This is a genomic window from Roseibium algicola, from assembly GCF_001999245.1.
Taxonomy (GTDB): domain Bacteria; phylum Pseudomonadota; class Alphaproteobacteria; order Rhizobiales; family Stappiaceae; genus Roseibium; species Roseibium algicola.
This window is the reverse complement of the sequence record NZ_CP019630.1, coordinates 5,238,031-5,250,758: the sequence shown is the minus strand read 5'-3', so window position 1 is coordinate 5,250,758 and position 12,728 is coordinate 5,238,031. Positions and strand designations below refer to the sequence as shown.

The 12,728-nt window shown below is 59.5% G+C and carries 10 protein-coding genes; 1 reads left to right on the top strand and 9 read right to left on the bottom strand.

Annotation, left to right across the window (positions count from 1 at the left end; all coding sequences use genetic code 11):
• Positions 1 to 4 precede the first annotated feature (4 nt).
• On the bottom strand, positions 5 to 1,192 hold the full coding sequence (locus tag B0E33_RS24330) for an ABC transporter substrate-binding protein (protein ID WP_055656609.1): 1,188 nt from the start codon (positions 1,190 to 1,192) through the stop codon (positions 5 to 7).
• Between the two features lie 234 nt (positions 1,193 to 1,426).
• On the opposite strand from B0E33_RS24330, the gene B0E33_RS24325 reads away from it, so the two are divergent.
• Positions 1,427 to 1,840 carry a nuclear transport factor 2 family protein gene (locus B0E33_RS24325; RefSeq protein ID WP_055654780.1) on the top strand — a complete coding sequence of 138 codons (414 nt, stop codon included), beginning with the start codon at positions 1,427 to 1,429 and terminating at the stop codon, positions 1,838 to 1,840.
• On the opposite strand, the gene B0E33_RS24320 is transcribed toward B0E33_RS24325, so the two are convergent.
• The 8 genes from B0E33_RS24320 to nirB all read right to left on the bottom strand — a co-directional run bounded on the left by B0E33_RS24320 (position 1,837) and on the right by nirB (position 12,714).
• Positions 1,837 to 2,526 carry a GntR family transcriptional regulator gene (locus B0E33_RS24320; protein WP_023001129.1) on the bottom strand — a complete coding sequence of 230 codons (690 nt, stop codon included), beginning with the start codon at positions 2,524 to 2,526 and terminating at the stop codon, positions 1,837 to 1,839. The two genes, B0E33_RS24325 and B0E33_RS24320, sit on opposite strands and share 4 nt — an antisense overlap.
• A 40-nt stretch (positions 2,527 to 2,566) precedes the next feature.
• Positions 2,567 to 4,111 (bottom strand): siroheme synthase CysG, encoded by a 1,545-nt coding sequence (cysG, locus tag B0E33_RS24315; protein WP_077293593.1) that lies wholly within the window; start codon positions 4,109 to 4,111, stop codon positions 2,567 to 2,569.
• Positions 4,086 to 6,767 (bottom strand): nitrate reductase, encoded by a 2,682-nt coding sequence (locus B0E33_RS24310; RefSeq protein WP_077292670.1) that lies wholly within the window; start codon positions 6,765 to 6,767, stop codon positions 4,086 to 4,088. The genes cysG and B0E33_RS24310 overlap by 26 nt, the downstream gene beginning before the upstream one ends.
• A gap of 22 nt (positions 6,768 to 6,789) precedes the next feature.
• Positions 6,790 to 7,239 carry a cyanase gene (cynS, locus tag B0E33_RS24305; protein WP_023001126.1) on the bottom strand — a complete coding sequence of 150 codons (450 nt, stop codon included), beginning with the start codon at positions 7,237 to 7,239 and terminating at the stop codon, positions 6,790 to 6,792.
• A gap of 9 nt (positions 7,240 to 7,248) precedes the next feature.
• Positions 7,249 to 8,982 carry a bifunctional protein-serine/threonine kinase/phosphatase gene (locus tag B0E33_RS24300; RefSeq protein WP_077292669.1) on the bottom strand — a complete coding sequence of 578 codons (1,734 nt, stop codon included), beginning with the start codon at positions 8,980 to 8,982 and terminating at the stop codon, positions 7,249 to 7,251.
• A 63-nt stretch (positions 8,983 to 9,045) separates the two neighbouring features.
• Positions 9,046 to 9,891, bottom strand: a complete 846-nt coding sequence (locus tag B0E33_RS24295) for a formate/nitrite transporter family protein (protein WP_062488516.1) — start codon at positions 9,889 to 9,891, stop codon at positions 9,046 to 9,048.
• 31 nt (positions 9,892 to 9,922) lie between these two features.
• Positions 9,923 to 10,264 carry a nitrite reductase small subunit NirD gene (gene nirD / locus B0E33_RS24290; RefSeq protein ID WP_173013879.1) on the bottom strand — a complete coding sequence of 114 codons (342 nt, stop codon included), beginning with the start codon at positions 10,262 to 10,264 and terminating at the stop codon, positions 9,923 to 9,925.
• Positions 10,261 to 12,714 (bottom strand): nitrite reductase large subunit NirB, encoded by a 2,454-nt coding sequence (gene nirB, locus B0E33_RS24285; RefSeq protein WP_077292668.1) that lies wholly within the window; start codon positions 12,712 to 12,714, stop codon positions 10,261 to 10,263. The genes nirD and nirB overlap by 4 nt, the downstream gene beginning before the upstream one ends.
• Positions 12,715 to 12,728: the final 14 nt, after the last annotated feature.

The window sequence follows — 12,728 nt, the reverse complement described above, 5'->3', positions numbered from 1 at the left end:
ATCATCAATCTTCGATCGGGATGATTTCGCCTTCGACGAACTGCGCGAAGACATAGTCTTCAGGCGCAATCGCATCCTGGTCTTCCGGCGAGAACGGGTCGGTGTAGGTCTTGATCAGGCCTTCGATGTTCTCGATGTCGTACATCGCCTGTCGGATAGCCGGACCATCGGTGGAACCGGCCTTCTCGATGGCAGCAGCCAGCAGAAGCATGGCGTCATAGGCATTGGCGATACCGGTTGCGGGTGTCACATCGGCCATGGTCTTGATTTCGGGAAAGCTTTCCTGAAGCTTCGAGAACATGGCCTCGCCCTTCGCATCGCCCTCCCGGAACAGGTAGGTCTGGATGAAGTGGAGCTTCTCGCCGCTCTTGCCGGCCAGTTCCGTGAACCGTCCGCCTGCCGGGCCCCAGTGCGATGCCATGGCAACATCCCAGCCCATCCGGTCGAGCGATTTCACCACCTGTGCGGTCGGGGCAACGTTTGCCACCACAAACAGGCCATCCGCGCCGTTTTCCTTGAGGCGCGTGAGCTGCGGTACGACATCGACGTCATTGGACTCGAACTTCTCGATACCCGCATGCTCCATGCCGCGCTTCTCGAGCGCTTTCAAAAGCCCCTTCTCGTTGGACTCGCCCCATGGGTTGTTGATGAGGATCATGCCCGGTTTCTTGGAGCCGTATTTGGTGACCAGATACTCGGTGATCGCTTCATCGACATATTCATCAACGGCGGAAACGCGGAAGATGTAGTTCTCTTCAGCACCGTTCTTGGTGATGCCGGTGCCTGCAGCCCACGGGCCGACAAAAGGCACCTTTGACTGGTTTGCAAAGGGAACGATTGCAAAGGAGACCGGCGTGTCCAGACCGCCGATCAGAGCCGCAACGCCTTCGCGCTGGACAAGCTCACGTGCGGCGACAAGCCCCTTGCCCGGGTTGCTTTCGTCATCGCGGCTTACAAGTTCAAGCGGTTTGCCAAGCACACCGCCCTTCTCGTTGATCTCGTCAATAGCGATGGTCAGGCCACGTGTAATTGCCTGTCCGGACTTGGCGGACTGACCGCTGAGCGCGGCAACAAGGCCGATCTTGATTGTATCGGCGGCGAAGGCCGGCAGGCTGGTGGCCAGGGCGAGGCCGACAGCACCTGACATCAGGACGCGGCGTGTCACCTTCGGAAATTTGCAAGCGGATTTCATGAACGGCTCCTCTGGTTTTCCGGACGACACGTCCGAACGCCATTTCAAGAGCAAGTCAGATGCCAGTTCACTGATCGCTATACATTTCAATTACTTACCCAATTTCGGCCTTTACAGACCTTCGATGACATCAGAATTTCGCTTAAATTGCATGCAATCTTTGCATACAAAACTTGCATGCAAAAAACCGGACAGGATTTATGCTCCGGAAGGCCATTTTGAAAAGGACGCCCCATGCAGGACGAAAACAAAGACACTCTTCCCGAGGAAGCGCAGATCGTCAGGGAATATCTCGACGCTTCCATGAAACCCGATCCGGATCTCGCTGCGACATACGTTGCCGACGATGTGACGATCACGTTTACGGGCGGACGGGTATTCAACCATCCCTCAGGTCCGACCGGCTTTAACGCGAAGCGGTACAACTGGGTGAAGAAGAAGATGGACCGTTTTGACGTTGCCCGCGGGGCGGACGGGGTTGTCGTCTACTCTGTCGGGACGCTTTACGGTGAATGGCCGGACGGAACCGCCTTCGAAGGCAACCGGTATGTCGATCGGTTCGAAGTGCATGACGGCAAGATCACAAAGATGGATGTCTGGAACGACAGCGCGGAGCGAATTCTCACCCGCATGGGCATTGAAGCCTAGTCGTCTCCTCGAACGGCGCGAACGTAAGGTTCCAGGGCATCGAGATAGATGCCCTGCCCCTTGTTTTCGGGCTTGATCAGCGCCCGGTCAGCCACGGCCCCCAGGTGGTGTCGCATGAGATCCCTGGCCCGATCCTCATCGCCCTTGGAAAGAGCATCAATAATTTCCCGGTGCTCCTGGATCCCGCAATCAGTGGAATGCGGCCGCGAGTAAAGCGCCAGCGTCAACCCGCATCTATAGCCGACGTCTTCCACGTAGCGGATCAGAACCGGACTTTCCGTGAGCTGCGCCATGAGAATGTGGAATTCCGTGGCAAGCCGGATGGAGACAGGCTCAGGTCCCTTTTCAGCGGCAATTTCCTTGTCGAGATGCGCATTCAGCGCATCAAGGTGCTTCTGGGAGAATTCAGCGCTCAGCCGGGACACCACGAGGTCTTCGATCTGGCATCGCAGATCAAACAGATCCCGCGCCTCTTCCAGGCTGGGGGTTGCGACAACGGCTCCCCTGTTCCGCCGCAGTTCGACAAGGCCTTCCGCTGCGAGCCGTTCCAGTGCCTGGCGCACGATCGTCCGGCTCGACCCGAAACGCTCACCCAGCGAATCTTCCGGCAGTTTCATGCCCGGTAACAGGGCACGCTCAAGGATGGCACTGCGCAGGGCTGCGCAAATTTGTTCGGAACGATTCATCAGTGCTTCGGATCACCAGCTGATTTGCCGCTCAAACAAATCAAATAGCTGCAGATTTGCCAAGTGTCCGAATGCCTCGATTTTCAGCTCCGGCTATTTCCCCTCGCACAGAGAAGACCTGATGGAATTCAAATCCTTCACCTTGCCCGGCCTGACGGCCTGCTGCCCGGAAGACCTGCCCCACTCCGATGAGGACCGGACCTTCCAGTCCGAGCAAATCGACACCGCGTTCAAGTTCGTCCAGTGTTCCCGACCAACTCTTTTCGTCGGTGCGGGATATTCCCGAAACGGCAACGACGGGGGTCGTTGCGGACAAACCCTCGGCAAAAAGCCGGTCTCTGATACGGCCGGCCATGCGCGCCCCCATGTAGAAAACGGTCGTGGTGGCTGGGTCGGTGAGCGCAGCCCAATCTACGGTTTCCGGCAAATCTCCCTTGCGCGAGTGGCCAGTGACGAACCTGACCGACTGAGCATGGTCACGGTGCGTCAGGGAAACGCCCAGGCGTGCCGCCATGGCAGAAGCCGCAGTGATGCCGGGAACAACGGTTGCCGGGATGCCTTCGGCAGCAAGACGGTCGAGCTCCTCACCACCACGACCGAAGATCATCGGATCTCCGCATTTGAGCCGCACCACGTGTCTGCCCTGACGTGCCAGCGAAACCATCATGTCGTTGATGTCTTCCTGGCGGCAACTTTCCCGACCGCCTCTTTTTCCGACCAGCATCCGCCTGGCTTCTCGACGCGCAAGTTCGAGAACCGCGTCATCGACCAGATCATCGAAGAGGATGACATCAGCCGATTGCAGCGCACGCACGGCTTTCAGTGTCAGATATTCGGCATCGCCCGGCCCTGCACCCACAAGGGTGACTTTGCCTGCAGCAGACGTCCTCGCGTCCTCCAGAAGTACTTCGGCGAGATGGTCTTCCTCTTCAGGCGCCGAACTGCCCGAGAAGGCAAGTTCGGAGATCCGCTCCCAGAACCGGCGCCGCTGTGCCCCTGCGTCCAGCAGGGAAAGCGTCTTTTCCCGCAAACGGCTTGCCAGCTGCGCCCATCCTTGCAGACTTTCAGGCATCAGCGTCTCGATCCGCCGTCGGATCGCCTGGCCAAGGATCGGCGCGACCCCATTGGTCGAGATTCCGATCACGACCGGTGACCGGTTGACGATGGACCCGAACTGGAAGTCGCAATAGGCGGGGTTATCGATCACATTGACCGGAACTCCCGTGCGCCGCGCGGCCAAAACAAACGCTTCTGCTTCTTCGTCACTCTCTGCATCGGCAATCGCAAGGGCTGCGCCCTCGAAGCCTTGCTGCGACCAGCAGGACCGGTGATGTATGAAACGCCCCTTGATGCTGCCGGCCGCAAGAAGTGCCTCGAAAGCCGGCTCCAGCTCCTGTGCATGAACATGCACGTCTGCCCCGGCAGCAGCCAGCAGCTCCGCCTTCCAGGCGGCAGCTTCCGTGCCGCCTGCCAGCAGGACTTTTCTTCCTTCAAGCGGAAAGAACAGCGGCAGGCTTGCAAGAGCCCCCACGCGTGCCGGACGGCTCCGGCGCTTTACCTCAGCTGGCTTGCGCAATGTCGGCATCATCGAGGCTTTCCTTTGCAATTTCATCGAGAAGCGTCTGGATTTCCGAGCGGCAGGAGCCGCAATTTGTGCCGGCTTTCAGTGTTTCACCGATTGCGCCGACACTCGTCGCACCGCAGCGTGCGGCTTCGGCAATCTGGTTGCAGCCGATCTGGAAGCAGGAGCACACCAGCGCTCCCGGATCAGGCCTGTCTGCCGGCACGCGTCCGGCAAGAACCCGTGCCCGCTCCTGCGGCGAAACGGGCCCCTCATCCAGAAGCCCGCAAGCCCATTGGCGCGAGACTTCCACCGGGGATGCGGAAAAGAAGAACGCTGCCTGCAGCACATCGTCCCGCCACTCAGCCAAACGTCTCCAGCCGGCGGCACCGTCCGAAATATCGGTCATCTCGTTGCCGGACGAGGTCAACGTAGCTGCGATTTCCGCGAAATCCGCGTCGGCTTTCGCCGCGAACTCAAGCCGGTAACCGCCAGGAACAGGAGCAAGGGCCCAGTAGTCGGCAGCGATTTTCTCCGGTCGCTGGCGCAAGACGGCAAAACCGAACCAGGCCATTTTCGCTTTTGCCACCGCCACAGGCGTGAACTTGGATCCTGGCTGTCCGGAATGGGGGTCTGTCTCAGGCGCCATGACCGCATCGATGCGGGCTTTCGATGCAAGCTGGTCGGTCCAATGCATCGGCACGAAGACTTCTCCCGGGACGACCCGGTCTGTCAGCAGCGCCCGCACCACCACGGCCCCATAAGAGCTTTTGACCGTCACCAGATCTGCCGGGTCGATCCCGAGCTTTTCGGCATCGATCGGGTTGAGTTCGGCAAAAGGTTCGGCAAAATGCGCGGTCAGGCGCGGCGTCTTGCCGGTGCGCGTCATGGTGTGCCACTGATCGCGGATCCGGCCCGTGTTCAGGGAGAACGGATAGCGGCGCTCTGTTTGCCGCGGAGCCTTGAAAACGACAGGCACGAACTGCCCCTTGCCGCTTTCGGTGAAAAATCCTCCGCCAGCAAAGAACCTCGTATCAGCCGGTAGCATCCCCGCCGGTTGCGGCCACTGAAAGGGCTCCAGGGCATCGAAAGCGGCATTGGTCACGTCCCGATAAGCGCCGATATCGAAATCCCGGCTGCCTTCATTCCGATACCCAGAGAGTGCTGCATGCTCACGGAAAATCGCGGCTGGCCCTTCAAAGGAAAAGGCCCCGGCAAAGCCCATGCGCCTTGCGACTTCGCTCAGGTGCCACCAGTCGGGGCGAACCTCACCGGGAAGCTCCAGGAAGGCGCGCTGTCTTGAGATCCGGCGCTCGGAGTTGGTAACCGTACCGTCTTTTTCACCCCATGCGGCTGCAGGCAGCAACACGTTCGCATAGGGAACCGTGTCGGCTGCCCGCGTTACTTCCGAAACGACAACAAAGGGGCATGTTTCAAGGGCTTCTGCCACGCCATCTGCATCCGGCAGACTGTCTACCGGGCTTGTTGCCATGATCCAGAGCGCCTTGATCCGGCCTTCCCGCACGGCCTTGAAAAGCTCAACGGCTTTCAAGCCGGGCCGATCAGCCACGACCGGGCTTTGCCAGAAGTCCTGCACGATCCCGCGGTGCTCGGCATTTTCCAAAGCCATGTGGCCGGCGAGCATATTGGCCAGTCCACCGACTTCCCGGCCGCCCATGGCGTTCGGCTGACCCGTGACGGAAAAAGGGCCCATGCCGGGCTTTCCAATCCGTCCAGTTGCCAGATGTGTGTTGACGATGGAATTGACCTTGTCAGTCCCGACGACTGACTGGTTGACACCCTGACTATAGACAGTGACCGTCTTTTCCGTCCGGGCAAACATCTTGTAGAAGAGTGCGATATCCTGACGTGACAGGCCGGTGTTTTCGGCTATCTGGCCGATCTCGCAGGGACCTGCAGCCTCAACTGCCTTCTCAAGTCCTTGAGTGAAGCGATTGACATAGCTGTCATTCACGACAAACGCTTCCGCCAGAAAGGCGAGCAGCCCGTTAAAGAGGGCAACGTCCGTATCAGGTTTCAATTGCAGGTGCAGATCGGCGATGGCGCAGGTCGCTGTCTTGCGCGGGTCCACTACGACCACCCGCAACGCCGGGTTGGCAGCCTTGGCCGCTTCGAGACGCTGGAACAGGACCGGATGACACCAGGCGAGATTGGAGCCGACCAGCACAACAAGGTCTGCCAGTTCAAGATCTTCATAGGTTCCCGGAACCGTGTCCGAGCCGAATGCCCTGCGGTGCCCGGCAACCGAAGATGCCATGCAAAGGCGGGAATTGGTGTCGATATTCGCCGAACCGATGAACCCCTTCATCAGTTTGTTGGCGACGTAATAGTCTTCGGTCAGGATCTGGCCGGACACATAAAACGCAACGCTATCAGGTCCATGTTCCCGAATGGCATCCTGAAAGTTGCGCGCGACAAGATCGAGCGCGTCATTCCAGTTGGCGCGTTCGCCGTCGATTTCCGGATAGAGCAGTCTGTCATCCAGCGAAAGCGTTTCTCCAAGGGCCGAACCCTTGGAACACAGCCGGCCGAAATTGGATGGGTGCTTGGGGTCACCTGCAACAGTCACCGTCCCGTCCGGGTGCCGGGTCGCGAGGACGCCGCAGCCGACACCGCAATAGGGACAGGTGGTCCGGATTGTTTTTTCTTGTTCGGTCATGCCATCAATCCCGGTTGTTGATTTACCAGGCGTTGTAGCCAAGGTATTTGCCCGACATCTCGATCTTCACCCGGTCTCCCTTGGGGTTCTCAACACGGGTTACCGACATGTCGAAATCGATGGCCGACATGATGCCGTCGCCGAATTTCTCATGGATCAAAGCCTTGATTGTCGGGCCGTAGACACCGACGATTTCATAAAGACGGTAGATGCACGGATCCGTCGGCACGGTCTGCGACCAGATCTTTGTTGGGCTCTCCTGCAGAACCAGCGCCGCTTCCTGCGGCAGACCGAGTGTCTCCGTGATTGCCTTCGCCTTGTCTTCCGGCATGGCGTTCATGCCCATGGCCGCCGAATGGGTCCAGACAGGCGACATGCCGATCGCTTCGGCAATGCCTTCCCATGTGAGCCCCGCCTGGCGCTTCGCCGACAGGATCATGCTGGTAACGTCTTCACGGGTAAGAGCGGTCATGAAAATCTCCTATGAATTGCCGAAGAGTTGAAACAAGAGGATGGCGCAGAGCACCGCGAGAACAGCAGAGACGATCTGCCAGAAGCGGACCGGATCCCGTTCCGCCAGAGGGACAAAACGATCTGAACTGAAGGCCGGGTTCGGGCGACGAAGATCTTCCAGGAAGGCGCTCAGCGCTTCGTAGCGCTTGCCCGGCACGGGATGAACCGCGCGGCAAAGCGCACCATCGACCCAGTCCGGCACTCGTTCCGTGACAGCTGTCGCACTGCGATAGCGCAGTGCAGCCTGTGCCCGCTCACTCGTTGCCCTGGCAACGGCCGCACCATAGGGCAAACGCCCAGTCAGCATTTCATAGGCGATCACACCGAGCGAAAACTGGTCGCTGTACTCAGTCCCGAGGTAGCCGAGAAACACCTCTGGCGCGGTATATTGGTGGGTGCCGAGGATCTCCCCCTTGTCGAGCGAAGGAGCGGCTTCCATCACGCCGGCGATCCGCACCGACCCGAAATCGATGATTTTTACCGTGCCGGACGTGTCGATCATGATGTTTTCCGGCCGCAGGTCCTGATGGACCATTTCCTTGCGGTGGAAGGCCATCAATCCCCTGGCCACCTGCTCCAGAATCCCGCGCACGGTCTCAAGGCTGGGGTGAGGATTGTCGATCATCCACTGGCGAAGCGTCTGGCCTTCGACAAACTCCGATGCCAGAAAAAGCGTCTGACGGCCCTGCGGATAGGTGGAAGCCTTCAACACATGCGGCGATGAAATCCGGCGTGCAACCCACTCCTCCAGCGCGAACCGGCGCAGATAGTCTTCCTCTCCGCGTAAATCGAGCGACGGAAACTTGAGCGCCACCGGCTCGCCGGTTTCTTCATTTTCCGCCAGATAGATGTGGCTGCGGCTGGTGGCGTGCAGGCCGCGCATCAAACGGAACCCCTCATGGGTGCCAGGCACCTTCGGCAGCGGCGCCGGTGGCAAGGTGCCTTCCCCGTTCAGGAGATCATCTGCACCGGGTTCCGCTATGTCGATCACCCGCACGATCTGAACGGTCAGATTATCGCTGCTGCCTGCAGCCTGCGCCTTTTCGACAAGTGTTCTGGCTGTCTGGTCGAGAGCTTCGCCAGCCAGCACGGCGTCGGCCATGTCCTTCGCCCGCAAGAAGCCATGGACGCCATCCGTCGTGAGAACAAACAGATCGCCCGGACGAAGATCGAACACGGCATAATCGATATCGACAGATTGCCCGACCCCCAGAGCCCTGCCGAGATAACTCTCCTGTTCGGAAATCCGGACAGTGTGGTCTTCCGTCAGCTGTTCCAGGCTCTGGCCGGATAGACGCCAGATGCGGCTGTCACCGACGTGGAAGAGATGTGCCTTACGCCCCTTCAGGACCAGGGCAGAAAAGGTGCAGACATGGCCCCTGTCGAGATCGTCGACCTGTTTTGTCTGGCTGAAAAGCCAGGAATTGGCGGCAGAGATCACCCGGACGGCAGAGGTCTTCACTGTCCAGGCTTCAGAGGTGCAATAGTAATCGGAGAGAAAGGATTTGACGGCCGTTTCGGCTGCGACATGCGCAACCGGACTGGAGGAAATGCCGTCCGCGACAGCAAGTGCGATGCCCTTGTGCACCAGGGCCGGGCCGTCCGGCACCATGGCGCCATGAAAGTCCTGGTTCAGGGCTTTCCGTCCGGCAGACGAATACTGGCCGGTTTCGACGCTCAAGGTGGTATGGCGGACTTGCATCAGCACGGGAAAAGGCTCCTCGGGAAAAGACGCTCCGCCGCCAGTGACGGCGGAGCTTCACACTTATTCGGCAGGCGCTGCGACCGGCGCCTTTTCGTAACCTGCCTTGCGGGATGGCGACGTCTTGTAGTGGGTGGCGTAGATCATGCCGCCGACGAAGGTCAGCCCGCCGACCAGATTGCCGACAACAACCGGAATTTCGTTGTAGGCAAAGTAGTCGAACCAGGTGAAATTGCCGCCGAGCATGATGCCCGAGGGGAACAGGAACATGTTCACGATGGAGTGCTCGAAGCCGAGATAGAAGAACACCAGGATCGGCATCCACATCGCCATGATCTTGCCGGAAACAGAGTTCGACATCATCGCGGCCACGACACCGGTCGAAACCATCCAGTTGCACATCACTGCGCGAATGAAGACCGTCAGCAGCCCCGCCCAGCCGGCGGCGGCATAGCCGAGCGTCCGGGTTTCACCGATCTGGCCAATCTTCTGGCCGACGGCGTTCGGCTCCTGGCTGAAACCCATGGTGAAGATGATCGCCATGAACACCGCCGTCGTCAGGGCTCCTGCAAAGTTGCCGGCAAAGACCAGACCCCAGTTCCGGAACACACCGCCCCAGGTGCAGCCCGGACGTTTAGCGATCACGGCCAGCGGCGCCAGCGTGAACACGCCCGTCAGAAGGTCGAAACCCAGCAGATAGAGCATGCAGAAGCCGACCGGGAACAGGATCGAGGCGACCAGGAAATTGCCGGTATTGACGGCGATGGTCACGGCGAAGGCGGCGGCAAGGGCAAGGATGGCGCCTGCCATATAGGCCCGGATGAGCGTGTCCTTTGTGGACATGAAGATCTTCGCTTCACCGGCGTCGATCATCTTGGTGGCAAATTCCTGTGGCGTTACATATGACATCTGAATTCCTTTCGCGAGAGTGCTCGGCCGGTCAGACGGCTTCGTGGGAATAGGAAAGGTCGATAAGGATCCGGCCGTCCTCCAGCCGGACGGGGAAAGCTGCCGTGCGGCCTTCGTCAGCTCCTTGCGCGGCTCCCGTTTCCAGGGAGATCACCCAGTTGTGCAACGGGCAGGTCACACATCCGTCATGCACAATGCCCTGACTGAGAGGCCCGTTCTTGTGCGGGCACTTGTCTTCCAGCGCAAAGACGTCGTCCTTGGCGGTGCGGAAGATGGCGATGGTCATGTCGCCATTCTTCACGCACCGCGCTCCCTCCCTGGGAATGTCTTCAAGGGTGCCGATATGGACCCAGTTACGGATGTCGGCAGTCATTCGGCAGCCTCCTTCGTCAGAACAGCCATCGGCTTGAATTCATGCTTGTCCTTGCCGGAGACACGCTCCGACCATGGGTCGACCTGGGCGAATTTCTGGGAGAAGACGAAACGGTCGAAATACGCCACGCGCATCGCCTTATCGTCCATGATCTGGCGACGGATCTCCTCCAGACCTATGCGTTTCGCCCACTTGTAGATCCGCTCCAGGTAGTGACCCTGCTCGCGGTACATCTGAGTGAGCGCAGCAACATGCTCGATCGCCTCGTCCTCGGTCTTCACCAGGCCCAGAACTTCCGTGCCCTTGATGTCGAGACCGGCAGCTCCGGCGAAGTGGATCTCGTAACCGCTGTCGACGCAGATGATGCCGATATCCTTGCAAGTTGCTTCCGCGCAGTTTCGCGGGCAGCCGGACACCGCCATCTTCAACTTCGCCGGGGTCCATGAACCCCACATGAACTTTTCCAGCTTGATGCCGAGACCGGTGGAATCCTGCGTGCCGAACCGGCACCAGTCCGTCCCGACGCAGGTCTTCACCGTTCTCAGACCCTTGGCGTAGGCCTGCCCGGAAACGAACCCGGCCTTGCCGAGGTCCGCCCAGACTGCCGGCAGGTCTTCCTTCCTGATGCCAAGCATGTCGATGCGTTGGCCACCGGTGCATTTCACCGCTGGAATGTTGAACTTGTCGACCACATCGGCAATTGCCCGCAGTTCCTTGGACGAGGTCATCCCGCCCCACATGCGCGGGACCACCGAATAGGTGCCGTCCTTCTGGATGTTGGCGTGGACACGCTCGTTGATGAAACGGGACTGGTAATCATCCGCATATTCATCCGGCCAGTCGGAGACCAGATAGTAGTTGAGCGCCGGCCGGCACTTGGCACAGCCGCCGGACGTGGTCCATTCCAGTTCCTGCATCACTGCCGGAATGGATTTCAGCTCCTTGGACTTGATCAGGCGACGGACCTCGTCATGGCCCAGGTGCGTGCAACCACACATCGGCGTTACGGCCGCCGGGTTATAGGCATCGCCCAAGGTCACCTGCATCAGTTGCTCGACCAGCCCTGTGCAGGTGCCGCAGGAGTTCGAGGCCTTTGTGTGGGCCCGAACTCCGTCCAGGGTCGTCAGGCCCTTCTCCTTGATCGTCGTAACGATCTTGCCCTTGCATACGCCGTTGCAGCCGCAGATTTCCGCATCATCCGGCAAGGCTGCAACGGCCGCCGTAGGGTCCAGTGGGGACCCTCCCTGGTAAGCCTGACCAAAGATCAGCGTCTCGCGCATATCCGAGACGTCGGTACCTTTTTTAAGGAGGTCGAAGAACCACGGACCATCGGAGGTCTCACCGTAAAGGACGGCACCGACGATCTTGTTGTCTTTCAGGACGATGCGCTTATAGACGCCGGCCGACGCATCACGCAGCACGATCTCTTCCCGGTCGTCGCCTTCGGAAAAATCGCCTGCCGAATAGAGATCGACACCTGTCACCTTTAGCTTCGTCGCGGTGACCGAGCCCGTGTATTCGGAAGAAGCGCCAAGCAGATTGTCGGCAATCACACCCGCCATTTCATAAAGCGGCGCGACAAGCCCGTAACACATGCCACGGTGTTCGACGCATTCCCCGAGCGAGAAGATGTCCGCATCGCTGGTGCGCATGTCATCGCCAACCAGCACACCGCGATTGACGTCCAGCCCGACCTCCCTGGCAAGGTCGGCCGACGGGCGGATGCCGACGGCCATGACGATGATCGAGGCTTCGATCTCGGTGCCGTCGTCAAGGCGGATGCCCCTCACCTTGCCTGCATCATCACCCAGGATTTCATGACTGTTTGCCTTGGTGCGCACGTCGATGCCGCGGCGTTTGAATTCCGCTTCGAGCAGGAACCCCGCAGCCGGGTCGAGCTGACGTTCCATCAGGGTCGGCATCAGGTGCAGAACGGTTACGTCCATGCCCTGCATCTTGAGACCGGCTGCCGCTTCAAGACCCAGGAGCCCGCCACCAATAACAACAGCGCGACCGCCGCGTTTGGCCGCATCCAGCATTTTTTCCACATCGTCCAGATCGCGATAGGTCAAAACCCCGTCCAGGTCCTTGCCAGGAAGCGGAATGATGAAGGGAGAAGATCCCGTCGCGATCACCAGCTTGTCGTAAGAGGCGGTAATGCCGTTTTCCGAGGTCACCGTTTTGGCGTCCCGGTCGATCTCGGCAACCCGTGCTCCCTTGTGAAGCGTCACGCCATGTTCGGCATACCAGTCGTCGCCATGGGTGATGATGTCCTCGTATGACTTCTCGCCTGACAGCACGGGCGACAGCATCAGCCTGTTGTAGTTGACCCGCGGCTCCGCATTGAAAATGGTGACGTCATAAGCATCCCTGTCTTTTTCGAACAGGTTTTCGAGCATCCGCCCGGGTGCCATGCCGTTGCCGACGATGACAAGTTTCTGTTTTGTCATGGCTTTTCTCCAGA